Source organism: Proteus cibi, from assembly GCF_003144405.1.
Lineage (GTDB): Bacteria > Pseudomonadota > Gammaproteobacteria > Enterobacterales > Enterobacteriaceae > Proteus > Proteus cibi.
In genome coordinates this window covers 181,793-208,121 of sequence record NZ_PENW01000009.1, presented here as the reverse complement: position 1 = coordinate 208,121, position 26,329 = coordinate 181,793, and the positions used below count along the sequence as shown (strand labels likewise).

The 26,329-nt window shown below is 39.3% G+C and carries 23 protein-coding genes; 10 read left to right on the top strand and 13 right to left on the bottom strand.

The window, feature by feature from the left end; all coding sequences use genetic code 11:
* Positions 1–14 precede the first annotated feature (14 nt).
* Positions 15–521 carry a DNA starvation/stationary phase protection protein Dps gene (gene dps, locus DK865_RS04855; protein ID WP_023581243.1) on the bottom strand — a complete coding sequence of 169 codons (507 nt, stop codon included), beginning with the start codon at positions 519–521 and terminating at the stop codon, positions 15–17.
* A gap of 274 nt (positions 522–795) precedes the next feature.
* A complete protein-coding gene (rhtA, locus tag DK865_RS04850) occupies positions 796–1,689 on the bottom strand; it encodes a threonine/homoserine exporter RhtA (protein WP_023581244.1) in 894 nt (297 codons plus the stop codon).
* A gap of 328 nt (positions 1,690–2,017) precedes the next feature.
* On the opposite strand from rhtA, the gene DK865_RS04845 reads away from it, so the two are divergent.
* Positions 2,018–2,596: an LOG family protein gene (locus DK865_RS04845; RefSeq protein WP_023581245.1), complete on the top strand. Its 579-nt coding sequence runs from the start codon at positions 2,018–2,020 to the stop codon at positions 2,594–2,596.
* Between the two features lie 10 nt (positions 2,597–2,606).
* Complete coding sequence (locus DK865_RS04840) at positions 2,607–3,071, top strand: GNAT family N-acetyltransferase (protein ID WP_109391361.1); 465 nt, start codon at positions 2,607–2,609, stop codon at positions 3,069–3,071.
* Positions 3,072–3,162: 91 nt separating this feature from the next.
* Here DK865_RS04840 and DK865_RS04835 read toward each other — a convergent pair whose 3' ends face one another.
* From DK865_RS04835 to moeA, 3 genes are all read right to left on the bottom strand, one after another.
* Positions 3,163–4,863, bottom strand: coding sequence for an amidohydrolase (locus DK865_RS04835; protein WP_109391360.1), 1,701 nt, complete (start codon positions 4,861–4,863; stop codon positions 3,163–3,165).
* 267 nt (positions 4,864–5,130) lie between these two features.
* Positions 5,131–5,898, bottom strand: a complete 768-nt coding sequence (gene moeB, locus DK865_RS04830) for a molybdopterin-synthase adenylyltransferase MoeB (protein WP_023581248.1) — start codon at positions 5,896–5,898, stop codon at positions 5,131–5,133.
* A gap of 4 nt (positions 5,899–5,902) precedes the next feature.
* Positions 5,903–7,144: a molybdopterin molybdotransferase MoeA gene (gene moeA, locus DK865_RS04825; RefSeq protein ID WP_109391359.1), complete on the bottom strand. Its 1,242-nt coding sequence runs from the start codon at positions 7,142–7,144 to the stop codon at positions 5,903–5,905.
* 210 nt (positions 7,145–7,354) lie between these two features.
* Between moeA and DK865_RS04820 the strand changes: the two genes are divergently transcribed.
* The 3 genes from DK865_RS04820 to yeiB all read left to right on the top strand — a co-directional run bounded on the left by DK865_RS04820 (position 7,355) and on the right by yeiB (position 10,498).
* On the top strand, positions 7,355–8,524 hold the full coding sequence (locus DK865_RS04820; RefSeq protein WP_109391358.1) for a YbfB/YjiJ family MFS transporter: 1,170 nt from the start codon (positions 7,355–7,357) through the stop codon (positions 8,522–8,524).
* A 148-nt stretch (positions 8,525–8,672) separates the two neighbouring features.
* The gene (folE, locus tag DK865_RS04815) at positions 8,673–9,332 is read left to right on the top strand and encodes a GTP cyclohydrolase I FolE (RefSeq protein ID WP_023581251.1); all 660 of its coding nucleotides are present in this window, start codon (positions 8,673–8,675) and stop codon (positions 9,330–9,332) included.
* 14 nt (positions 9,333–9,346) lie between these two features.
* Positions 9,347–10,498 carry a DUF418 domain-containing protein YeiB gene (gene yeiB / locus DK865_RS04810; protein WP_023581252.1) on the top strand — a complete coding sequence of 384 codons (1,152 nt, stop codon included), beginning with the start codon at positions 9,347–9,349 and terminating at the stop codon, positions 10,496–10,498.
* Here the strand turns inward: yeiB and sanA are convergent.
* The 6 genes from sanA to metG form a co-directional block, all read right to left on the bottom strand.
* Positions 10,495–11,226 (bottom strand): outer membrane permeability protein SanA, encoded by a 732-nt coding sequence (gene sanA, locus DK865_RS04805; RefSeq protein WP_023581253.1) that lies wholly within the window; start codon positions 11,224–11,226, stop codon positions 10,495–10,497. The two genes, yeiB and sanA, sit on opposite strands and share 4 nt — an antisense overlap.
* Positions 11,227–11,367: 141 nt before the next feature.
* Positions 11,368–13,065: an NAD-dependent malic enzyme gene (locus DK865_RS04800; RefSeq protein ID WP_023581254.1), complete on the bottom strand. Its 1,698-nt coding sequence runs from the start codon at positions 13,063–13,065 to the stop codon at positions 11,368–11,370.
* A 213-nt stretch (positions 13,066–13,278) separates the two neighbouring features.
* Positions 13,279–14,163 (bottom strand): cytidine deaminase, encoded by an 885-nt coding sequence (cdd, locus tag DK865_RS04795; RefSeq protein ID WP_023581255.1) that lies wholly within the window; start codon positions 14,161–14,163, stop codon positions 13,279–13,281.
* Positions 14,164–14,364: 201 nt separating this feature from the next.
* Positions 14,365–15,069 (bottom strand): CidB/LrgB family autolysis modulator, encoded by a 705-nt coding sequence (locus tag DK865_RS04790; protein WP_109391357.1) that lies wholly within the window; start codon positions 15,067–15,069, stop codon positions 14,365–14,367.
* A complete protein-coding gene (locus tag DK865_RS04785; protein WP_036912149.1) occupies positions 15,063–15,536 on the bottom strand; it encodes a CidA/LrgA family protein in 474 nt (157 codons plus the stop codon). Before DK865_RS04785 ends, DK865_RS04790 begins: the two co-directional genes overlap by 7 nt.
* Positions 15,537–15,669: 133 nt before the next feature.
* On the bottom strand, positions 15,670–17,697 hold the full coding sequence (gene metG, locus DK865_RS04780) for a methionine--tRNA ligase (RefSeq protein ID WP_109391356.1): 2,028 nt from the start codon (positions 17,695–17,697) through the stop codon (positions 15,670–15,672).
* Between the two features lie 203 nt (positions 17,698–17,900).
* Between metG and apbC the strand changes: the two genes are divergently transcribed.
* The 5 genes from apbC to dcuC all read left to right on the top strand — a co-directional run bounded on the left by apbC (position 17,901) and on the right by dcuC (position 24,142).
* Positions 17,901–19,013: an iron-sulfur cluster carrier protein ApbC gene (apbC, locus tag DK865_RS04775; protein WP_036912151.1), complete on the top strand. Its 1,113-nt coding sequence runs from the start codon at positions 17,901–17,903 to the stop codon at positions 19,011–19,013.
* A gap of 220 nt (positions 19,014–19,233) precedes the next feature.
* The gene (udk, locus tag DK865_RS04770) at positions 19,234–19,875 is read left to right on the top strand and encodes a uridine kinase (protein ID WP_023581260.1); all 642 of its coding nucleotides are present in this window, start codon (positions 19,234–19,236) and stop codon (positions 19,873–19,875) included.
* A 67-nt stretch (positions 19,876–19,942) separates the two neighbouring features.
* The gene (gene dcd / locus DK865_RS04765) at positions 19,943–20,524 is read left to right on the top strand and encodes a dCTP deaminase (RefSeq protein WP_006537532.1); all 582 of its coding nucleotides are present in this window, start codon (positions 19,943–19,945) and stop codon (positions 20,522–20,524) included.
* A 46-nt stretch (positions 20,525–20,570) separates the two neighbouring features.
* A complete protein-coding gene (gene asmA, locus DK865_RS04760) occupies positions 20,571–22,505 on the top strand; it encodes an outer membrane assembly protein AsmA (RefSeq protein WP_109391355.1) in 1,935 nt (644 codons plus the stop codon).
* 275 nt (positions 22,506–22,780) lie between these two features.
* Positions 22,781–24,142, top strand: a complete 1,362-nt coding sequence (gene dcuC / locus DK865_RS04755) for an anaerobic C4-dicarboxylate transporter DcuC (protein ID WP_036912153.1) — start codon at positions 22,781–22,783, stop codon at positions 24,140–24,142.
* 112 nt (positions 24,143–24,254) lie between these two features.
* Here dcuC and DK865_RS04750 read toward each other — a convergent pair whose 3' ends face one another.
* Both DK865_RS04750 and DK865_RS04745 read right to left on the bottom strand, forming a co-directional pair.
* Positions 24,255–24,554: a hypothetical protein gene (locus tag DK865_RS04750; RefSeq protein WP_109391354.1), complete on the bottom strand. Its 300-nt coding sequence runs from the start codon at positions 24,552–24,554 to the stop codon at positions 24,255–24,257.
* A gap of 76 nt (positions 24,555–24,630) precedes the next feature.
* The gene (locus DK865_RS04745; RefSeq protein WP_023581263.1) at positions 24,631–26,211 is read right to left on the bottom strand and encodes a TerC family protein; all 1,581 of its coding nucleotides are present in this window, start codon (positions 26,209–26,211) and stop codon (positions 24,631–24,633) included.
* Between the last annotated feature and the right edge of the window lie 118 nt (positions 26,212–26,329).

Below are 26,329 nucleotides of genomic sequence, written 5' to 3'. Positions count from 1 at the left end.
TTTTTTATTGAGAATTAGTTCTCAATATTAGCCTCAATAAACCATAAGAATTTATCAAGATCACGCGATGCGGCAGTAAACATATCAGCGGTATCTTCGTCTTCAACTTCGTCAATGGCTTTACGAATATCATTAGCAACAACCGCATAACGATCAGCCAGTGCTTTTAAGTGATCTTGCACATCATGGATATCTAAAGGATAAGCTTTTAAAGGGGTTTTTTTACTTACCACTTGTGCAGTACCTAATACAGTACCACCTAATTGAACAACACGTTCTGCAAACTCATCGGTGTGTTGATTAATGGTATCGCGGAAGCCATCAACCATCTCATGAACAGAAATAAAGTTTCTGCCACGCATATTCCAGTGCGCTTGTTTTGTGATGAGAGATAGGTCGATAAACTGTGTCACCATCTGTTGCAATAATTCGATAGCGTGCAGTTTTACGCTGTCATCGAGGTTATTACGAGTATAAAGCAGAGTTGAAGGTGTGGATTTGACTAATTTAGCAGTACTCATAATCGTTCTCCCTAAATAATTAATAACTCAATATCTTAATTTCTGTTAATTATGATAGTGAACTATTAATGGTTAGTCTTATCGATTGATACTATTAAATTGATAGGTCATCTATTTAAAAAATCTAATCTATCGAAATAGTCTATTTAGGGTAAGGCAATGAACGTAAAATAGCAATGATAGGTCAGTAAAGTTATTATTTAATAAGTAAAAAGGATCATAAGATCCTTTTTAAATAAATCGTTATTTTTTATAAGAAAATACGGTTAAATAATTATTTAACCTCTTCAATTTTGGTTTTACTTTTCATTGTTGTTGTTGAACCAATAGAGGCTAACACAATAAAGACTAAGGCAACCCATTGAATTAGCGTCAAATGTTCATGTAAGAAAATAATACCAATAAAGGCACCCATACAAGGTTCTAAACTCATTAATGTGCCAAATGTTTTAGCAGGTAGGCGTGTAAGTGCAATCATTTCTAAGGTATAAGGAAATGCGGTCGATAAAATCGCAATAGCTAAAGCAATAGGTAAAATAGACCAGCTAAACATAATATCTGGGCTACTTTGTAACATACCAATGGGCACAAAAATAAATGCGGCAATTAATGAACCAACAGAGACTGTTGCGGCACCATAGCCTTTTCCTGCACGTTGTCCGAATACAATATATAATGCCCAACCGACACCTGCGCCTAACGCATAAAGCATACCAAGCGGGTCAAGACCATCATGGATATTATCACCAATAGGGAGCAATAAACCCAAACCTGCAATCACTAAAATTATCCATAAAAAGTCAATGGCTCTACGTGATGAAAACATTGCAACCGCTAAAGGCCCTGTAAATTCCAGTGCAACAGCAATACCTAACGGAATAGTTTCTAGTGCAAGGTAGAAAAGGTAATTCATCGCTCCTAAAGATAAGCCGTATAGAAACAAGGGCATAATCGATTCACGAGTAAATTTGAGTCGCCATGGCTTAAAGATAAAAAAGAGGATCAATGTACCCAGTAATAGACGTAACGCTGTTACCGCAGGAGCTCCGATAACAGGGAATAGGGTTTTAGCAAGGGATGCGCCACTTTGAATTGAAAGCATGGAAAGAAGTAAAAGAAGCACAGGGTAAAACACCTGTAATTTAGCTGAGTGTCTGGCTGACAACATCCTATAAAACCTCATCAATAATCAATCGTATGTGTTCTCTGTTAGCAGATAACAAAGGATCGCTTAATATAAAATAAAATCATCTGCTTTAATATAGCTATTCATTAATAAATATTTTTATTTTAATTTAGTTGAGTGAAGTTAGCTAAAATATAAATTAATATATATTTAATAATATAAAAATAAATTCTTCTAAATATAAGTGTTAATAATGATTAAATATAGATATGCGATAAAAAGTGTAAAAACACTTTTTTTAACCTTTTTTATTAAAAACACCTTCAGTATAATTCCAAGCTCGTTTTAACTAGCTAAAAGAGAATAAAAAATGAGTAAAATAAAATCTATCGCAGTGTATTGTGGTTCTAGTTTAGGGGCTTCACCTATTTATAAAGAACAAGCAATTATTTTTGCCAAAGAGCTGGTTAAACGTAATATTACCTTAGTTTATGGTGGTGCCAGTGTCGGTATTATGGGCACTCTCGCTGATACTGTATTAGCCGAAGGCGGAAAGGTGATTGGTGTTATTCCTACGCTATTAGAAGGGCGTGAAATATCGCATAAAAATCTGACGGAACTGCATGTTGTTGAAACTATGCATCAGCGTAAAAGTAAAATGATAGAACTGGCGGATGGTTTTGTCGCATTACCTGGTGGTTTCGGTACATTAGAGGAGTTTAGTGAAGTCTTTACCTGGAGCCAAATTGGTTTACATCAAAAACCATTGGGCATACTTAATATTAATCAATTTTACGATCCGCTTTTGATGATGATTGATAAAATGGCGGATGAACAGTTCCTACATGAAAAATACCGCCATATGGCGATTGTGGAACAATGTGCTATTCAATTATTAGATAAATTTGAAACATATATTGCACCGCCAGTAAAAACCTATAACAAATAAAGGTAAAAAAATGGTAATAATAAGAAAAGCAATTTTGTCTGATGTAGAAGAAATTAATACTCTTTATGTCCATTTATTTAATGAAATGGCAAATTTACAACCCGATCGATTAAAGCCGGGTAAGCAAGATGAAGCTTTTATTATTAATGGAATAAAAAATAATAAGTTTCATCTTTTAGTTGCAGATTTAGACGGTAAAGTGGTTGGATTCAGCATAGCGCAAATTCAAGAAACACCGATGTTTAACTGCTTGGTTCAACGTAAATACGCGTATATTTACGATATTGTTGTTGACCCTTCTGTTCGTAGCCAAGGCGTAGGCAGTTTATTATTAACTGCGATGAAAGAGTGGGCTCAATCAGAGAAAATGACACACCTTGAATTATCGGTATTAGCTGAAAATGGTGCGGCTAAACGTTTTTACGAACGTGAAGGATTAAAAGAAGTGAGCACCGTAATGGCTATTGCTTTATAGCAGACTAAATTTACGTTAATGCTCATAGGATTAAGTGCATAGATAAAAATAAACCCGCTTTAAAGGCGGGTTTATTAGTTATATTATTCAGCTAAATTGTGGGTTTCCCCGCAATGATCGTACACAATACCCTGACATTTTCAACATCTTCAGCCGATATTTCAAACAAATTCCTATCTAATATAATTAAATCGGCAAATTTTCCGACTTCTAATGATCCAATTTGTCTGTCCATATCTAATGCCTCAGCGGCATTAATGGTGGCTGCACGTAGGACTTCAATTAATGTAAGGTTACGATCATTATCAAGACGTGGACTTGTTGCCTCTTTTTGGCGAGTCATCGCGACTTTAAAATCGTACCATTCATTAAGTGGATCAATTGGCCAATCGCTACCAAAAGCCACCGTAACGCCCGCATCAATAAATTTGCCCGCGGTCTCTAAATAGTCACAGCGAGATTTACCCAGCATTTCAATCTCTTTTTCGAGGTTATTTTGATCAACCGCTGCCCATTGAAATGAAAGAAATGGATAGGCTTTTAGTTGTGCGAAACGTGCATAATTTTTTTCACACATCAATTCATTATGTGCAAGCCCCGGTCTGATGTCTTTTTCAGGTAAGGCTTTACGCATTACACTAATAGCATCAAGTGCGGTACTAATTGCACCTTCAGCAACAGTATGAATATGAGGGTGATAACCCGCACGGGCAATTTCTGTGACTAATGGCGTTAAAATGTCCGGTGAGAAATAGAGATCGCCAATATGTTCAGAGTCTTGCCAGTGTGGCGTCTCATCAGTGCCAACATTAATACGATAAGGTGAGTGTAAACGCGCGGTCATAATCGGTGCTTGTAATACACCATCAAGGAAAAGTTTGATATGGCGGATCGCAACACTAGGTTGCGCTCCATTACTGATTTGATGCCATTGTGAAAAACGAGTGGCAGCATGGTGTACCGCGTTTGGAATATCATCAATACATGCTACATCATCTGGCGTGATTTCAACGGCATTCTCTATACGAAGAGTTAGTTCGCCTGCTTTTCTTAATGTATTAAAGGCACGTAATTGAGGCTCACCCACACGAGCATCCATAATGGTGGTCACGCCTTGTTGATTTAATAATTTTTGAACATGGCGAGCTATCTGTAAATTTTGCGCTTCTGTTAGTGGCGGCAAGCTGTCAATGGCTTGCATTGCTGGCGCATCTTCAAGAATACCAATAGGCGTTCTATCGCCATCACGTTCAATGTTTCCATCAGGTGGATCAGGCGTTTCTGCCGTGATATTTAAGAGTGCTAAAGCGCGAGAATTAGCAAGAACACTATGACAATCGCTAGAAAAGAGCAAAATAGGGCGAGTCGTATTTAAGGTATCAAGGTGATAACGTGTCATCTGCACGCCTTCAGGTTGCATACCTTCACGATACCATGCGGAGACTTTTAACCATTCGGTATCGCTATCAATAAAGTTTTCATCAAGGTAGTTCTGAATACGCAACAAAATATCATCGATAGAGAGTGATTGATAATCAAGATGGCACCCGGCTAACGTTGCGCCTCCCCAGAATGGATGCATATGTGCATCAATAATGCCTGGCATGACCATTCTTCCCTGTAAATCAATTTGTTCAGTATTTTCATTACAGTAAGAAAATAACGCCTCTTTTTTACCTGAAGCAATAATTACACCTTGTCTGATCGCGATGGCATCAACGATATTGTTATTATGATCAGCGGTATAAATAAGTCCGTTGTAATAGAGCGTGTCTGCAATTTGAAATATCATTCTTCTACCTTGTATTGCTTTTTTAGCACGTAGAATGCGTGCTTAAATGATTATTTTGCTTATAGGACATCCTGTTGCGTTTTGACGCGGGCGGTCATAGTAGAATTAAATCAGAGTGAATACTACAAGCTTGTTACATCGACTTAACGAAAAATACGACTTAGAAGGCGATTAAAATGCTTGAAAAACAGATTAATACCTCTATTTTGAGAGAAAGTAAGGTAAGTTTAAAGAAATTAAACCTACCTTATCTAGGATAGTCAGCGGTTAATTGTCCGGTAAATTGGCAGAGCATACTTCACAATGTGGATTTTTAGGTAATTTGAATTCACGAAATTGCATACGCATTGCATCGAACATCAATACCTTACCCTGTAAGTTTTCACCGTAGCCAGTCAGTAATTTAATGGCTTCAATTGCTTGTAATGTGCCAATTGTACCGACTACAGGCGCCATTATACCAGCTTCAACACAACTTAACGCATTATCACCAAACAGATGACTTAAACAGCGATAGCAAGGCTCATCATCTTGATAGGTGAACACACTGATTTGACCTTCCATCCGGATAGCTGCACCCGAAACAAGGGGTTTTTTCTGATGAAAACAGAGGCGATTAAGTTGTTCACGTACTGTCACGTTATCAGTGCAATCCATAACAATATTATGGCGATGAATCAGCTCCGCTAAAGCTTCATCTTCAAGTAACGCATCAACGGTTTCTATCGTGACATGAGGATTAATAGCTTCTAATGTTGCCTTTGCAGAGAGTACTTTAGGTTGACCGATCGTGGTGTCGCGGTGAAGAATTTGGCGCTGAAGATTAGAAAGGGAAACCGTATCAAAATCTAATAAGGTGAGTTTTCCTACCCCTGCGGCTGTAAGATATTGAGAAGCACTACATCCTAAGCCACCAGCGCCAACAATCAATACAGAGGCACTTTTCAGCGCCTCTTGGCCATCAAAATCAAAGCCCCTTAATACAATCTGGCGATTGTAGCGTAGCGTTTCTTCATCCGTTAACTCAATACTCATACGGCTATTCACTTTTTAATAGAGAATTAAATAACTCGATAGTCACTGTTTCGCCAGCGGCAACTTTACCGCGTTCACGCTCTAAAACGATAAAGCAGTTAGCAACACTAAAGGAGCTATAAACGTGTGAGCCTTGATGCCCAGAAGTATCGACTTGCCATACACCTTCTGCATTAATACTTGCAATACCACGTTGAAAATCCAGACGACCTGCTGATTTTTTCAATGATGATTGGGCAATGGCTTGGAAACGTTGTGGTGCTTTCCAATGGCTAAATCCGGATAGACGTGCGATTAAAGGCTGAACCAATTGATAGAATGTTACGGTTGCTGATACAGGATTACCCGGTAAACCGCAGAACCATGCGTTATGTAATCGACCAAAGGCAAAAGGTTTTCCCGGTTTAATCGCTAATTTCCAAAAACCAATTTCACCAATTTCATCAAGTATTTGTTTGGTGTAATCGGCTTCACCCACAGAAACACCACCACTGCTGATCACTAAATCGGCTTCTTGATCCGCTTTTTTAAAGGTATCACGCAGTTTTTCTGGTGAATCAGGAATAACGCCTAAATCTAAAACTTCACATCCTAGTTTTTCAAGCATTAAACGAACCGCAAAGCGGTTGGTATCATAAATTTGACCCGCTTTTAATGGCTGACCGATGGTTTGTAGTTCATCACCCGTTGAGAAAACAGCGACTTTTAAACGACGATAAACTTGTACTGTTGCCACACCTAAAGAAGCAATTAAAGGTAATTGCGCAGTTGAGAGTTTAGTGCCAGCAGGTAGTACAATGTCGTTTTCTTTAATATCTTCACCAATACGACGAATGTTTTGACCTTTCTTTGCCGGCTGTAAAAAACGAACACCATGTTCGGTCACTTCAGCTTCTTCTTGCATAATAACGGTATCAACACCCGCAGGGATCATTGCCCCTGTCATAATGCGGACACATTGCCCAGCAGGGAGTTCTCCCTCAAAAGGAATACCAGCGAACGATTTACCTGCAATAGGAAGTGGAGTTTGAGCTTCTAAGTCAGCGTAACGCAGTCCGTAACCATCCATTGCCGAATTATCAAAAGGCGGAACATTTAGTGGAGATGTAATATCTTCACTTAGAATATAATCTGCGGCGTTATTTAATGGAATGTTAAGGGTATTGGTAATTGCCAGCGGTTTTTCAAGTAGTTTTTCTAGCGCTTCATCAAGAGATAATAAACCGCTAACGTGACATTGACTCATCATATACTCCAAGATCTATCGAAATGTTCTGTTTTATTTCATGATACTAATCTATCACGATGAACATCATCATGTCAGAGATCATCTTGTGAATAGAAAGAAATGAAACTTCTTATTGCAAAAATGTTAACTGATTGAGGTTAATATGTTGCTTGTTCTGTTATTAATAAGCAGCTTATTTAAAATGATAAAACAAAATAATGGATATCCATGAATACTTCAAATCACCAAAGTCATTCAGCACACGCTTTTCATATTGCTTTTAGTGGGTTTCTTGCTTTAGTGGTTGCAATGGGAATAGGGCGATTTACATTCACACCACAAGTGCCATTGATGATTGCAGAACACCAATTAACGCTGACTACTGCGGGTATTGTTGCTGCATTTAATTACCTTGGCTATCTTGCGGGCTCCTATGATGCGATGAAAGCCGTTAAAGGTGTGGGTTATCGCTTGTGGGCGGGACTTTGGGGTGCGGTGATAATTACGCTATTGTCTGCTTTTTTAAATGATGCATTTACCCATAGTATTGCACGCTTTTTTATTGGTTGGGCAAGTGGTTGGACGTTAGTATTGGTGGCTTCATGGGCTAATGAATTACTGGCTCGTCTTAATCGACCGGCACTAAGTGTGGCAGTTTATGCAGGAACGGGAGCCGGTATATTTATTAGCGGTATTCTTGCTGTGCTAATTATGAAATGGCAAATGAGTGCAACGGCGGGATGGTTAATTTATGGTTCTCTTGCTTTTATTTGTGCCATATATGTGGGTTATCATCTTCCAAAGCCTTGGACAATGAGTAGAGAAGCAGTAACCGTTGCTCCTTTAACGCTTACGCCAGCGATGAAAAAGCTGATTTGGGGTTATACTTTTGCCGGATTTGGCTATATTTTACCCGCAACATTTCTTTCTCAAATGGCAGCTGAACGCTTTCCAGGTAGTTTAATTGCACAATTTGTTTGGCCTATCTTTGGTGCTTCTGCGGCATTATGTATCGGGTTCGCTATTTTAACGCGCAATGTATTAAACACACAGTTACGCTTAGCTATTACGCTTTGGTTGCAAGCATTCGGTATTTTGATTGCAGAGTGGATACCGACAATAACAGGGCTTGCGATTGGCGCTTTCTTAATTGGTGGCGGTCTTATGTGCGCTGTACAACTTGCTTTTTTACGAGGTAGAGAATTAGCACCTGATCATGGGCGTTATATGGCGGGTTTACTCACCACTTTTTATGCTATCGGGCAATTAGTTGGTCCTGTTATTTCTTCACTTTCAACCGCATTGACTGGAAAATTAGAACCCGCACTTTATGTGGCTTTTATTGTATTGATAATGGGGGGATTTCTGGTGTGCTTAAAAGAAAAAGAGCATCAGTAAACTAAAAAATGTTCAAACAAAAATGCAATAATTTCATAACGAAAAATGCGGTATTGCTGGATAATGTGATTGAGGTCATCTAAAGTGTAAGCTGTTGTTGCTAAGCGCGATAACAGCTACTTAATTCATGTGTTTATCGGAGAGTCCAATGTCATCATTAAGTAAAGAGGCGCAATGGGTGCATGCTGCGTTAGTCGAACGCGGTTTGGAAACGCCTCTTCGTGAACCAAAACTCTCTCCAAGTGAGAGCAAACAGCAAATTGAACATCATATGACAGAAGTGATGAAGCTGTTAAATCTAGATTTAAGCGACGATAGTTTAGCGGAAACACCTCGTCGTATCGCCAAAATGTATGTTGATGAAATTTTCTCAGGGCTGGATTACCACAACTTCCCAAAAATCACGCTAATTGAAAACAAAATGCAAGTTGATGAAATGGTAACAGTGCGAGATATCACATTAACAAGTACTTGCGAACATCACTTTGTCACTATTGATGGTAAAGCGATTGTGGCTTATATCCCGAAAGATAAAGTGATTGGGTTATCTAAAATCAATCGAATTGTGCAATTCTTTGCGCAACGCCCTCAAGTTCAAGAACGCTTAACACAGCAAATTCTTATCGCATTACAAACGTTATTAGGCACAAAAAATGTGGCTGTTTCTATTGATGCGGTTCACTATTGTGTTAAAGCTCGTGGTATTCGTGATGCAACTAGCGCAACAACAACAACCTCATTAGGCGGGTTATTTAAATCTAGTCAAAATACGCGTCAGGAGTTTTTGCGTGCTGTTCGTCATCTTTGAGATTTAAAATAAACATGAATGAATCGTCTCATCAACGTATCGAAGCCCTCGATGCGTTGAGAGGAATGGCGATCCTTGGCATCTTATTGCTCAATATTTCAGGTTTTGCATTATTAAGAGTGGCTTCATTTAACCCATTACATTCGGGAGAAGCCTCTTTTGGTGATCGTATAACATGGATGGCATTAAATCTGTTTGCTCAAGGAAAATTCCTCTTTATCTTTGCGTTACTATTTGGTGGTACGCTTTATTTGCTGCTAGGCAAAGGAACACGCTTTAATTTATCGCGGCTCGTTGTGTTGGCATTGATTGGTGTTATTCACACATTATTTATTTGGGAAGGTGATATTTTATTTCCTTATAGTGTATGTGGTTTATTTGTTTTTGCATTTATCAAATCAATAGCGACAAAGCACCAATTTATATTGGGCGCGATACTCTATTTTAGTGGCGCCCTTATTTTAGGTGCGCTGTTTTACTATTATCGTGATTTTATTGATACCGTTTGGTATAGCACGCCATACTCTCAATTGGCTGAATCAGATTGGAAAACAGGGCCTTATGTAAATAGTGTTTATTATCGTTTGAATGAGCTCAGTCTTTTTGTTTTTAATCTTGTACGTCAATACAGTTGGTTTTTGTTCGGTGCAATGTTGATGGGTTCTGCACTAATGGCATCAGGTTGGTTGCAGCAGAAATTTAGTCGTGCTCATTATGGTCGTGTGGCACTTTATTTTCTTGCCATTAGCTTAAGCTTACAAACGGTTATTGTGCTGGTGGATTATTACCTTGATTGGGATTACCGCTGGGCGGCTATTTGGGCACAACCTTTAACCATGTTGATCCAAGTGATGCAAAGTTTGGGGTATATTGCGCTGTTTTATTGGAGTTGGAATATTATTCAACACTCTTACTTTGCCTATGCTTTACGTTGTGTTGGCAAAATGGCGTTAACGACCTATTTAATGCAAAGCCTTATCGGTATTTATTTATTTCAGCGTATGGGGCTATTTAATCAATTTACGTTACCTGAACTGATGCCTTTTGTTGCTGTCATTTGGGCAATCAATATTGCTTTTGCTGTGATTTGGTTACGTTATTTTCCACAAGGGCCAATAGAGTGGATTTGGCGTAAATCAGCCTCGAAATTAGCGCAATTCTTTTAGGTTTTTTCATGATTATTTTCATTCAGAGGAAGCGATTCGACTTCCTCCGGTGAAACCGCAGGATAACCTTTAATGCCTTCAGGAATAGATTGTATTGCGGGGATCGTTTCGGGAGGTCCTAAAAAGCGGGGTTCACGGTTTAGAATATAAACATCAATCATTGCGCCTGCTCTGGCAAATATTTCGCGTACACGTACTTTAAACATGCTTTTTGGGGAGGCAACCGCAAAGCATTGTGCATCAATACCTTTTTCTAATGCGATAAAAACAGCGCGTTCACAGTGAAAACGCTGAGTAATAATGGTAAAGCCATCCGTACCAAATACCTCTTTTGTGCGTACGACTGAATCAAGTGTTCTGAAGCCTGCAAAATCCATCACAATACGAGAGGCGGGAATACCTGCTTTAATGAGATCTTTACGCATTGTATTCGGCTCATTATAGCTATGTTTTGCATTATCGCCGCTGAGTAATAAATACTGAATTTTGCCACTATTATAAGCATTAACAGCACCTTGGATGCGGTATTGATAAAACTGATTTATATAACCGTTGGTATAATACTTCGAGGTGCCTAATACCATGCCTACTTTTTTCGTGGGTAATGTGTCGACATCTTCAAAGATATAAGGGTTGGTTTTCCACCCGATCCAGCGATCGCAGGCAATCAAGGTGACTGCAAGTAGCATAAAAAGTATGAGAAAGAGATAAATGAGGCGTTTTAGCATGTCCTTGCCTTAATGACGCAAATAACGAATGACTTTCATAATACTTAAGGCTACTTGAGCAGGGATAGGGAAGCAAGAAAAAAGCGCCTCATATTAAGTAATGACGCGCTTTTCAGAATGGTACCTAGTATTGCAAATGACTTAGAACGAGGTTCTTTTGTAAATACGGTACTCTGGTGACCAATAGTTACGTTCAATGGCTTCTTCTAATGCTGAATCAGAAGTTACAGTCGCAACGCCTTGTACTTGTGCTTCTTTTGCAACTTGTTTTGCGATATAACGCGAAACTTGTTGAATATCAGCCAGTAAAGGTAACAGAGAACCATCACCCTCTTTTGCCATTGGTGAACAATCTGCTAATGCACGGCTTGCCACCATTAACATGGCATCAGTAACACGTTTTGCACCACAGGCAATAACACCTAACCCAATACCTGGGAAGATATAAGAGTTGTTGCATTGTGCAATAGGATACTCTTTATCTTTGTATTTAACGGGGGCAAATGGACTACCTGTTGCCACTAAAGCTTGTCCATCAGTCCAGTTGATAATGTCTTCAGGACGCGCCTCTACACGAGACGTTGGGTTAGATAATGGCATTACGATAGGGCGTTCACAGTGTTTGTGCATTTCACGAATAATTTCTTCAGTGAATAAACCTGCTTGTCCTGAAACACCAATCAAAATAGTTGGTTTTGCATTCTTAACCACTTCTAACAGTGAAATCGCATCGCTTCCGGTTTCCCAATCAGCAATAGTTTCGCTTTTTTGGATAAGTTTGCTTTGGAAATCAAGTAAATTTGGCAGTTTGTCTGTTAATAAGCCGAAGCGGTCAACCATAAAGATACGTTCACGGGCTTGCTCATCACTTAAACCTTCAGATTTCATTTGGGCAATGATTTGCTCAGCAATACCACACCCTGCAGAACCTGCGCCTAAGAATGTGACCGTTTGGTCTTTTAATTGGCGACCAGCAGCACGACTTGCTGCAATTAGGCTACCTAAAGTGACCGACGCTGTACCTTGGATATCATCATTAAAGCAACATAGCTCATCACGATAACGGTTTAATAAAGGCATCGCATTTTTTTGTGCGAAATCTTCAAATTGTAATAAAACATTTGGCCAACGACGTTTAACCGCTTGGATAAACTCATCAACAAACTCGTTATATTCATCACCTGTAATGCGAGGATGACGCCATCCCATATACAGAGGATCGTTTAAACGTTGTGGGTTGTTAGTACCAACATCAAGTACAACAGGCAATGTGTACGCTGGGCTAATACCACCACACGCAGTATATAAAGAGAGTTTACCGATAGGAATACCCATACCACCGATACCTTGGTCGCCTAAACCAAGAATACGTTCGCCATCTGTTACAACAATGACTTTTACGTTTTGTTTAGTGGCGTTTTGCAGCATATCGTCGATATTGGCACGGTTAGGGTAAGAGATAAATAAACCGCGAGCACGACGATAAATATCAGAGAAATGTTCACAAGCTTCACCGACTGTTGGTGTGTAAATGATAGGCATCATTTCAGTGAGGTGAGATTCCAATAGACGGTAAAACAGGGTTTCATTGGTATCTTGGATATTTCGTAGGTAAATATGTTTATCGTTATCGTTTTTGAAATCAAGATATTGGCGATAAGCGCGTTCAACCTGCTCTTCGATGGTTTCAACTGCTTCAGGCAGTAAACCATGTAAGTTAAAGGTGCTGCGTTCTTCTTCGCTGAAAGCACTACCTTTATTTAACAGGGGAAATTCAAGCAGGATTGGGCCTGCATACGGGATGTAGAGAGGGCGTTTACTTTCGTGTTCCAGTTCCATGAAAAATACTCTTGTAAGGCAGTTAGTCACATGACAATTGTAGATCCTACAAAATAATAAAAATATGTACAGCTTATGTTATTTTTTTATGATTTTTATGCTTAGAAATGAGAGATAGATACAGTTGTTACAACTTTTTCTGGTAAGCATCAGCAAAATTTACATGCTGATGCTTTTTTAGGAGAGATTTTTAGAGGAATAAGTTAAAACTTTTTACAAAGTGATGCGTTGCATCTGGCGACAACCTAAAGCCGTTAATGTGGCTTGTGTTGCATCCCATTGCGTTAAAATTGTCTCTGCTTTTTCAATTAAGACAGCAGATTCAATATCCATCACATGTTCACCAGCCATATTTAATAAAATTAATGCCGCTTGTAATGGCGGTAAACTTGGATTAAATGCGGCATTTTCAGCGTAGCTACCTTGGAAAATTTTGCCACTTTTCATTTGAACAGCAATTCCACTGTGCGACTCGCTATAAGGAGCGTGGCTACGATTCGCAGCTTGTAGCGCCTGTTGTGCTAACTCACTAGGGTTATCAATTTTGTAACCGTGATCCACTTTGTCCATTAACAAAGAGGTGATATTAAGATCTTTCGGGCCAAAGCTATCAGGTAAATAATCACCCAATGTTGCCATTTTTCTACCTGGTAACTGAATTTGAATCTGGGTGCCACTGTTCAATTCGTTCATAAACTGGCGACAATGACCACAAGGTGTATAGTTAACGGTGACTGAAATTAAGCGAGATTCACCACGTAACCAAGCATGAGTGACAGCACTTTGTTCAGCGTGAACAGTTTGTTGTAGTGGAGCGCCAGCAAATTCCATATTGGCACCGAAGTAGAGATTACCACTCTCACCACGCGCAACCGCACCGACTTTAAAATTAGAGATGGGTGCAACAGCACAAGCAGCAGCAACCGGTAAAAGTGCGAGGGCTAAGGCATCATCATTACATTGTAACTGAGTTTTTATGGCATTGACCTGCTCTGCCGTAAACATTGCAGGGAATTCATCCTGCTCAAGATAAGGAGCAAGTGCTTGTTGCAACTGAGGGGATAAATCTGACCAAACTGCCTGAAAACGAGTATGCATACATGAGTCTCCCATTAATCTTTCTGTATTGTAAGATTCTAGGCATCTTTACTCACTCTTATATGTGATAAAAATCATGTTTTCAATGAAACAATTGCAACAAATTCATTAATTGAGAGATGTATCTCAAATTTATAGTAAAAATCCCCGAAATTAATTTAATTAAATCGGGGATTTAAGAATGGGGCAGTAAGAAAGAGACTAACTATAAAGATGCAGAATAATAGGGAAGATAAAGGGTGCAGTAAGGGAAGTAATGATCCCGCATGTCATTAATGCCAATGAACTGTAAGCCCCTTCAATATAATCGATTTCTGCAGCTCTGGCGGTTCCTACGGCGTGAGAGACAGTACCCATTGCTAAACCACGAGAAGCATGGGTAGGAATACGTAATATTTTAAATAACGAATGACCAAAAATAGCCCCTAAAATACCCACAGCAATAACACATGCCGCACTGATTGCAGGAATGCCCCCAATAGAATCAGCAACAGCCATTGCAATCGGCGTTGTCACTGATTTAGGTAAAATTGATGCGGCGATTTCAGGTGTTGCGCCTGCCCATAATGCAATGGCTGTCCCACTGACCATTGCAGCAATACTCCCAATAAAGCAAATACTGATTAATGATTTCCACTGTGCGCGAATTTGGTGTAATTGCTGATAAAGCGGTATAGCTAAAGCGACAACGGCAGGCTGCAGTAAGTCATTTAAAATACGACTACCTGCAAAATAATCTTCATATGGTATTTTGGTTATTAATAAAATAGGAATAATCACCACAATAGCAATTAATAGCGGATTTAAAATAGGTAATTTAAATCGGGCTGCAAGCTTACGGGCTAAGTAAAAAATAAAAATACTTAAAGGCAGTGACCACCAAATATTCATTAATACGGCTAACATTTTTTCTTCTCACTTAACGCTTTATCGTCGTCTTTCTCTTTTGTTTCAACAATATCTTCAACTTGGTCTGGTTTAGAACCCACGATGATGCGCTCACGATGAACGTAGTGTGAGCAATATGCAACGAGTGCCATAACACCAAAAGTACTCACGACGCAGGCTAAAACGATGGGGAAGAGTTGCTGACTTAACAAATCATAATAGTTCATTACACCAACACCGATAGGGATAAAGAGTAATGACATGTTTTTTAAGAGGATATTGGCACCGGGTTTAACCCAACGCAAAGGGATAAGCTGGAAAGCAAGTAAACCAAAAAGGATCAGTAAGCCAACAATACTGCCAGGAACCGCGAAGGGGAGTAGGGCTGAAATAAGATTACCAGCAAAGAGACAAAGATAAAGTACCAAAAAAGATCGTAAATAGTGCCAAAGTGTAATCTGCAATCGTGCCCGTTTAGATTTCATAAGTAAGTGTCCCAAATCAACTAACAGAATTATCATACACCGATTTTGAAAGTGTGCTATGGATCACAATAAAAAAAAGCGGGGTCCTAATAGAACCCCGCCACTTATTTACTTGGCAAATGAATCTTGGTTGTTATTTCACTTGCTGACCCGGTTTTGCACCAGAATCTGGGCTGAGTAAGAAGATATCTTTATCGCCAGGGCCTGCTGCCATTACCATGCCTTCTGAAATACCAAAACGCATTTTACGAGGTGCTAAGTTTGCCACCATTACTGTTAAGCGACCTTCTAACACTTTAGGATCAGGGTATGCAGTACGAATACCTGAGAATACTTGGCGAGTTTCACCACCTAAATCTAAAATTAATTTCAGCAGTTTATCTGAGCCTTCAACAAAATCAGCTTGCTTAATTTCAGCGATACGCATATCGATTTTCGCAAAATCATCAAATTTGATGGTTTCTTGAATGGGATCATCAGCTAATGGACCAGTTACTTCTTTCACTGGTGCAATGGTGCTTTTTGATGCTTCAACCATGGCATTGGCTTTATCCATTTCAATGCGGTTAAACAATGCTTTGAATTTAGTGATTTCTTGTCCTAACAGGGGCTGCTCAAGTGCATCCCATGTTAGTTGGTTTTGTAAAAAGGCTTCTGAACGCTCTGTCAGTGAAGGTAATACAGGTTTTAGATAAGTCATCAGCACGCGGAATAAGTTAATTCCCATCGTACAGATTGCTTGTAACTGAGCATCTTGACCTTCTTGTTTAGCCACAACCCAAGGCGCTTTTTCATCAATATAACGGTTAGCTTCATCAGTTAATGCCATAATTTCACGAATAGCTTTACCAAATTCACGATTTTCAAATGACTGTGCGATAGTGTCTTTCATATCAACAAAGTGCTGATAAAGCTTAGCATCATCTAAAGTATTTGCTAATTTGCCATCGAAACGTTTGCTGATAAAACCGGCTGTACGAGAGGCAAGGTTAACGACTTTATTGACAATGTCGCTATTAACACGTTGAACAAAGTCTTCTAAGTTTAGGTCAATATCGTCAATGCGTGATGAAAGTTTTGCTGCATAGTAATAACGTAGGCAATCAGCATCAAAATGGTCAAGATAAGCGCGCGCTGTAATAAAGGTGCCACGAGATTTTGACATCTTCGCGCCATTGACAGTGACATAGCCGTGAACAAACAGGTTGGTTGGTTTGCGATATTCGCTACCTTCTAACATTGCAGGCCAGAATAAGCTGTGGAAATAGACGATATCTTTACCAATAAAGTGATAAAGGTCTGCTTTGCTGTCTTTATTCCAGAACTCATCAAAACTTAAATCGCCGCGTTTTTCACACAAGTTTAAGAATGAACTCATGTAGCCGATGGGGGCATCTAACCATACATAGAAATATTTACCTGGTGCATCTGGGATTTCAAACCCAAAATAAGGTGCGTCACGAGTGATATCCCACTGTTGTAAACCGCTGTCGAACCACTCTTGCATTTTATTTGCCACTTGCTCTTGTAGCGCGCCAGAGCGTATCCACTCTTGTAACATGTTGCTAAAAGCAGGTAAGTCGAAGAAGTAGTGTTCCGTTTCACGCATAACAGGTGTTGAACCTGATACAACAGAGCGTGGATTAATTAATTCGGTTGGGCTGTAAGTTGAGCCACAAACTTCACAGTTATCACCATATTGGTCTTGCGCTTTACATTTAGGACAAGTGCCTTTTACAAAGCGGTCAGGCAAAAACATGCCTTTTTCTTCATCATAAAGCTGAGAAATCGTTTTGCTTTTGATATGACCATTTTTTTTCAGTGCAAGATAAATTTTAGTCGATAGTTGGCGACTCTCTTCACTGTGTGTAGAGTGATAATTGTCGTAACTGATATTAAAGCCAGCAAAATCCTGCTGATGCTCTTTGCTCATTTCTTCAATCATAGCTTCTGGTGTAATACCCAGTTGTTGCGCTTTTAGCATAATGGGGGTGCCGTGAGCATCGTCAGCGCAGATGAAATGAACTTCTTTGCCGCGCATTCGTTGATAACGGACCCAGATATCTGCCTGAATGTGCTCAAGGATATGACCGAGATGAATTGAACCGTTAGCATAAGGTAACGCGCAGGTTACCAATAATTTATTCGCGACGTGAGACATAGTAAGGATCTTACTTCCATAAAATTAAAAAAGGGACTTTGATGTTAACCGATCCGTCATGATGTCGCTAGGGCAATAATCGAGTTTTTGCAAGAGAAATTTCAGTTGGCAAATTGAGGTAAGGCATTATCGTAGTCATCTACTATCTGATATGATAGATGCACTCATATATTTAATAAATAATGAAAACGAGAGGAGCCGGGATGAGTGATAAATCCCCCGAGCAGACCACCCCTGAGATTCTGAATGAAAAAGTTTCAGGTGTCTTGTCTACTTTTGAACACCCGACATTGAAACGTAATCTGCTTTCTCTAAAAGCATTACATCAATGCGCGATGATTGATGATGTTCTTCATATCGAATTAGTGATGCCGTTTGTTTGGAAAAAACCTTTCCAAGTCCTAATCGAAGAAAAAACAGCGGAACTTCGTAATATCACTGGTGCAAAAGCTATCGAATGGAAACTCAAGCACAATATTTCAACCTTACGTCGTGCAAATGATCTGCCGGGCGTTAATGGTGTGCGTAATATTCTTGCTGTGAGCTCTGGTAAAGGTGGCGTGGGTAAATCAAGTACAGCTGTTAACCTTGCATTAGCCCTTGCTCAAGAAGGCGCTAAAGTTGGTATTCTTGATGCTGATATTTACGGACCGTCTATTCCAAATATGTTGGGTACCACAATGGAGCGTCCAACGTCTCCTGATGGACAACATATGGCGCCGATTATGGCTTATGGTTTAGCGTCTAATTCTATCGGTTATTTAGTCACTGATGATAATGCCATGGTATGGCGTGGTCCGATGGCAAGCAAAGCATTAATGCAAATGCTTCAAGATACGCTGTGGCCTGATTTGGATTATCTGGTTATCGATATGCCACCGGGAACAGGTGATATCCAATTAACCTTATCTCAAAATATCCCTGTAACCGCTGCGGTTGTGGTAACAACACCACAAGATATCGCGCTGGTGGATGCAATGAAAGGGATCGTCATGTTTAAGAAAGTCAATGTGCCTGTATTAGGTATTATTGAAAACATGAGCGCACATATTTGTAGTAACTGTGGTCACCTTGAACCTATTTTTGGTACTGGTGGTGCAGCGAAATTAGCAGAGAAGTATCATTGCCAATTATTAGGTCAAGTTCCTCTTCATATCTCTTTACGTGAAGACTTAGACCGTGGGCAACCAACAGTGATGCGTGATCCTGAAGGTGAATTTGCTGATATTTATCGCGAGATCGCGTCAACCGTATCTGCTCAAATGTATTGGGATGGTGATGCCATTCCAACGGAAATTTCTTTCCGCGCAGTGTAATTACAGCAGAATAATAGGTTGAGTTATTTGCTGATTTAAATGGAGAGCCCCTTGGCTTTCCATTTTTTACATGCGATTTCCGACTGTTTTTGATAAAAAACAAATAGATTTCTGGTTTTACGCTGGAACCAGAGTGATTTCAAAACTATAATCTGCGCTAGCGTAATATTTACATATTATTACGTTATCCCTCTTTTTATTTCAAACCAGGTTTTTGATTATGGCTGACACAGCACATCAGTGCACAATTGTAGGTATCGCTGGAGCCTCTGCTTCGGGTAAAAGTCTGATTGCAAGTACACTTTACCGCGAATTAAGAGCGCAAGTAGGTGATCATAATATCGGGGTGATACCAGAAGATTGTTATTATCGTGACCAAAGTGATTTAACGATGGAAGAACGATATAAGGTCAATTATGACCACCCAAATTCGATGGATCACGCACTCTTATATCAGCATTTGTGTGAACTAAAAGCAGGAAAAACCATCGAACTCCCTCAATACGACTACGTTGCTCACACTCGTAAAGCAGAATCCATTCCTTTTCAACCTAAAAAAGTTATTATCATTGAAGGCATCTTGTTATTAACAGATAAACGCCTGCGTGAAGAGATGGATTTCTCGATCTTTGTTGATACGCCATTAGATATTTGCTTAATGCGCAGAATTAAACGTGATGTGAATGAACGTGGACGTAGCTTAGACTCAGTCATTGAACAATATAATAAAACCGTTCGTCCTATGTTCTTCCAGTTTATTGAACCTTCTAAACAATATGCCGATATTATTGTCCCTAGAGGGGGTAAAAACCGCGTTGCGATTGATATTCTGAAAGCAAAAATTGGGCAGTTCTGCGAATAATAGGTTCATTTGTGGGCAGCTTTCATGCATGATGAAACTGCCTGTTTAACTTGAAGAAGGAAATAAAATGCGATTATGCGACCGTGATATTATTCAGTGGCTGGATGAAGGCAAATTAGTCATTGAACCCCGCCCGCCCGTCGAGCGAATTAACGGCGCAACAGCAGATGTTTGCTTAGGAAATCAATTTCGTGTTTTCCAAGGTCATACTGCTGCTTATATTGATTTGAGTGGCCCGAAAGCTGAAGTTAATGCTGCGCTAGAGCGTGTAATGAGTGATGAAATTGTTTTACCTGAAGGTGAAGCCTTTTTCTTGCACCCGGGTGAATTGGCATTAGCCGTGACACTTGAGTCAGTCACTTTGCCTGATAATGTTGTTGGATGGTTAGATGGACGTTCATCATTAGCCCGTTTAGGTCTAATGGTACATGTTACTGCTCATCGTATTGATCCCGGCTGGCATGGACAAATCGTATTAGAATTTTTTAATTCAGGTAAACTTCCTCTTGCATTAAGACCGGGTATGGTTATTGGTGCATTAAGCTTTGAACCTATGTCGGGTTCTGCTGATAGACCTTATAACCGTCGTCAAGATGCAAAATATAAAAATCAACAAGGTGCAGTCGGTAGTCGGATTAGTGAAGATTAACTATCTTTATAATCATCATTATCATGTTCACTAAGCGGGTAATTATATGAAAAGGTTTTTGACAACACTGGCTATTTTGCTTGTGGTTATTTTTGCAGGCTTAACAGCGTTAGTTTTACTCATTAACCCAAATGATTTCCGTGGTTACCTTGTTGAAAGGGTCGAAAAACAAAGCGGTTATAAACTCACATTACAAGATGATATGCGTTGGCATGTGTGGCCAAAGTTAAGCATTATCAGTGGTAAAATGTCATTGACAGCACCGGGTGCTGAAATGCCTTTAATTACAGCCGATAATATGCGTCTTGATGTTGAATTATTACCGCTACTTTCTCATCAACTTGAAGTAAAAGAAGTTATGCTTAAAGGTGCCGTCGTTCGCCAAACACCTGAAAGCAAAGCCATTCCTAAAATATCACCACCTGCGACTCCTCGAGATATCTCTCACCCAGTTATTGAACCTAGAGCCAATAATTGGCAGCTGAATATCGCCAAAGTAAAAATTTCAGATAGCTTAATTATTTGGCAAATGAAAGACGGCGAACAGCTTAATTTACGTGATATTAATTTATCGTTAAAAACAGACGAGAAAAAACAAGTTAGTCTTGAGATGAGCACGAAAGTGAATCGTGATCGTCGTGAGATAACGCTAAATATTGCCGCTGATGCGGACATGAACCGCTATCCTTACCAAGTTACAGGGAATATTACGCAATTAGATTACGCTTTATCAGGTGTCGGGATACCTGATAATGGAATCGCAGGAAGTTTAACTTCAGATTTTACGATCCAAAATGAGAGTGTGAGAAAAATTTCACTTGATAACTTAAATCTCACTGCTAATGCTAGCCAATTACAGGGTAATATTAGTGCAGAATTTGCAGCTACGACTCGTTATCAAGTTGATTTAAAAGGTGAACAATTAAATTTAAATACGTTGTTACCAGAGTTAGCTGCGACTAAAACGGCTGAAACTGCATTATTGACACCCAAAGATAATAACACGTCACCCTCATTCTCATTATTTAATACAGCGCATGCCGCGCCGGCACCCAATGCCACCATTATGGCAAAACCGGTTATTACTTCAGTCACTGTTGAAAGTAAAGAATATGATTTAACACATTGGAGTAATATTGAATTTACATTGAAATTAGCACTGAATAAGCTTCTTTATAAAGATTTGGAGATTAACAATTTTAAAATTGATGCTCTGAATAACCCTAATTCACTGAATATTCAAACCTTAACGGGGCAAATCCAACAAGGTGATTTTTCACTGCCAACGGTTATCTCGACAAGCATTGTGCCAGCGCATATCAGCATGGATATCACAATGAACAATATTCCATTACAGCCACTATTGCGTGTCTTTAATCAGCCTGAAAATTTCAGTGGACTCATTTCAGCAAAAGGGAATTTAGAAGGTACGGGGTATAATCGAAAAGCTTTTTATCATTATTGGCAAGGTACGCTTAATACCTCTGTTACTCAATTTAAAATGCAGGGCTTAAATGTACCACAAGTTATTCAGCAATCTGTCGCTCAAGCGACGGATAAAGTCATTTACCCTGAAGATGTCGAAAGTTATACCCAAGCCGATAATGTGATTGCCCAATTTAAGTTAGCGCCAAAAGGGAAAGTAACCGTTAATTCGCTCGATGCACAAGCAGAGGCTTATCAAATTAAAGGGCAGGGCAAAGTGGATCTTCAGCGCCATGATCTTGATGTGATGTTACTGGTTAATATCAAAAAAGGCTGGGGTAAAGAAAACGAATTTATCCGTCAATTGGCTAAAGTTGAAATTCCATTAAGGCTCTATGGTGATTGGAATGCTATTCAATATGAACTTAATATTGAAAAATTATTACGCGATCAATTACAGCAAAAAGCTAAGCAAGCTATCGATAATTGGCTAAATAAACAAGATGCTGAAAGCCCGGAAGTAAAAGCACTTAATCAGCTATTAAAGAAAATTTAATTCCACAATTTTTAACTTCATCACATTGTTAATAAAAGCACACTATTTTGATAATTGTGTGCTTTTTGCTTTATATCTATCATTTAATTTATATTTTGAATGAAAAGTAAGCATTCGTGCTATGTATATATAAAAAAATAGTCGTTTTTTTTGATATATGTCATACACTGCAACGTTGCCTTTGGGCAGAGTGTGTCAATCGCACTAAACGCAAAAATGATGATAAAAATAAAAAACTTCATTTTATAAATGACTACTTTAGACAGGATAAATACATGATCGAAATTCTTATCGGCGCCTTCGTTGCTGTAGGTGTTGGACGTTATATTGTAAAAGGCTATTCACCAACGGGTGTCTTAATGACGGGGGGTCTGTTATTACTGATCATCAGCGTTATTATGGGAAGAGCTGTTTTACCTGCAAGCGCAACCGCAACAGGTTATGGCTTAATCGATATTGTTGAGTATGTGAAAAATCTACTAATGAGCCGTGGTGGCGATTTAGGTATGATGATCATGATACTTTGTGGCTTTGCTTCTTATATGACACACATCGGTGCTAATGATGTTGTTGTGAAATTGGCATCACGTCCTCTGAAAATGATTAACTCGCCTTATCTGCTAATGGTGGCTGCCTACATTGTTGCATGTTTGATGTCACTGGCTGTTTCATCAGCAACAGGTTTAGGTGTGTTATTAATGGCAACGTTATTCCCTGTTATGGTGAATATGGGAATTAGCCGCGGAGCAGCCGCTGCAATCTGTGCATCACCCGCTTCGATTATTTTAGCACCAACATCAGGTGATGTTATTTTAGCCGCTGAAGCGTCTCAAATGCCGCTGATTGATTTCGCATTTAAAACCACATTGCCTATCTCTATTGCTGCAATTATTGGTATGTGTATCGCTCACTTTTTCTGGCAGCGCTATCTTGACCGTAAAGAGCATATCGAAACAGAAATGTTAGACGTGAATGAGATCAAAACTCACGCACCAAGTTTCTATGCAATTTTGCCTTTCACACCAATTATCGGTGTTCTCGTTTTTGATGGTAAATGGTTACCAGAACTTCATATTGTTGCCATTATTATTATCTGCATGATTTTAGCGGCTGTTATCGAATTTATTCGTAGCTTTAGTGCAAAACAAGTGTTTGAAGGTTTAGAAGTTGCTTATCGCGGTATGGCAGATGCATTTGCTCAAGTTGTTATGTTATTAGTCGCAGCAGGGGTATTTGCTCAAGGTTTAACAACCGTTGGCTTTATCAATGCGTTAATTGAAGGTGCTCAGTCATTAGGTTCAGGTGCGATTGTGATGATGATTGCGCTGGTCTTAATTACCATGTTAGCGGCAATGACCACCGGCTCTGGTAACGCGCCATTCTATGCATTCGTTGAATTAATTCCTCGTTTAGCAAGCAATATGGGTGTTAACCCCGCTTATTTAACTATTCCTATGTTACAAGCTTCAAACTTAGGTCGTACATTATCGCCGGTTTCTGGTGTTGTGGTTGCGGTATCGGGTATGGCAAAAATTTCACCTTTCGAAGTGATGAAACGTGTTTCTGTTCCTGTATTGGTGGGATTAGTGATTGTTATTGTTGCTACTGAGATTTTAGTACCAAGTACTTTAGGTTAATTTTTATTGTATTGAATTAATCTAACATTATTGTTTTAAATTTTATTGGCGGGCTTTGTAATTAGACAAAGCCCGTTTTTTATTTGCTTAAGAAAAGTCGTATAGAAAGTGATTATTTAAATTGAATAAGAACATCTGCCACTTTTTTATGCCCTTCATAAATTTCAAATTTTTCTAATTCGTCTAATAAGTGATGAGGGGCATGCTCAACTAAAAACCGCATATAGCCTTCACTTATCCAATGTTCAGACGCTTGTTTTGTATCAGTAATTTCAATTGCAAGACTCCAACTATTGGGTTCATTAGGCAATTGGGTCGTTGGATAATAAAAGCCAGCTAAAGGAGGGGGTGATTGTCTTCCTCCTTCAATAGCGGTTAACCAGACAATTTTAACATTGACATTGGTATGCATATTATTTTCCAGTAGACATCATATTCAGATAAAAAATATCCGCCTTATAGGCGGATATTTTACTATTTGTCAGGGATCACGCTTCGTCAACGTTTTCTTCGCCTTCTGGTGCAGGCTCAACAATTCGAACTTTATTAATTCGATGGTTGTTCACTTCTAATGGCTCAAATTCCATGCCATCAATAAGGATCTTCTCACCAACAGTTGGAACACGTTGTAAATGCTCCATTAATAAGCCTGCTAAGGTTTCATACTCACGTTTTTCATCCAGTTTGATTGGAATATAAAGCACTAAGTCTTCAAGTGGTGTAAAACCGTTTACAGTCCATGAACCGTCTTCGTTTTGAACCAAGTCATGACGTGAATCGTTTTCTTCAGAACTAACCGGTAAGTTACCTGCAATGGTTTCCATAACGTCAGTCAACGTCACGATCCCTTCTACTGAGCCAAATTCATCAACGACAAAAGCGAAGTGTGTGTGTGCACTACGGAACTGTTCTAACGCTTGCAGTAAGGATAAACCTTCAGGGAAAATCAACGGTTGAGTGACCAATAAACGTAAGTTTAGAGGTTCATTACGCAATTGTTGATTCAGTAGTTGAATAACATTAACAACACCGACAGGTTCATCACTGGATTGTTCATCCGTGATCACTAGACGAGAATGGGGCTCCTTTTCCAACAATTGGCGGATATCATCTTGTGTTGCATTTAAGTCTACGTATTCAACATCATGGCGAGACGTCATAATACTGTTAACGTTACGTTGGCTTAAACCAAGCACACGCACAATCATTTGGCGCTCTTGAGGATCAAAGACTTCTTCTGAACTGGAGACTAAATCAGAGGTGTGAGGATCTAATTCAGACGATTCAGGCTTACCATTAATAATACGTAGAACCGCTTCTGCTGTACGTTCACGCAAAGAGCGAGAAGCGGATAAGAAACGGCGACGGTTAAATTGTGCAAGCTGATTAAAGACTTCTATCATGATAGAGAAGCCAATTGCTGCATATAGGTAACCTTTTGGAATGGCGTAGCCAAAGCCTTCGGCAACTAATGCAAAACCAATCATCAGCAAGAAGCTTAAGCACAAGATAACAATGGTTGGGTGATTATTGACGAAATTTGTCAGAGGCTTACTTGCAAGGATCATCAAGAACATTGCAATAGTAACAGCCGCAATCATAACACCTAAATGATCAACCATACCCACAGCGGTTATCACTGAGTCAAGCGAGAATACCGCATCCAGCACAATAATTTGTGCCACGACAGACCAAAAGCGGGTAGTTTTGCGTTGTTTTCCTTCGTCGTGATCTTTACCTTCTAGCCGTTCATTAAGCTCCATTGTGGCTTTGAACAGTAAGAATATCCCTCCGAGCAACATAATTAAGTCTCTTGCACTGAAAGGGTGATCAAACAGTGTAATAAGAGGTTTTGTCAGAGTGATAAGCCAAGAGAGACTAAATAACAATACAATTCGCATAACAAGGGCACACAATAGACCTGTTATACGAGCTCTATCTCTTAGTTTTGCTGGAAGTTTATCTGCCAGAATAGCAATGAAAACAAGGTTATCAATACCAAGTACGATTTCGAGAACAATTAGGGTGGAGAGTCCTACCCAGATTGTCGGATCTAAGATCCATTCCATACAGTTTGTTTTACCTTCTATAAAGACGGCATATGCCGACTTGGGAATAATGAGCAATTTAAAGGAATTTTTCAATAAATTATTATTAGCAGTAGGGAAATAATTTCATTTTGTCTAA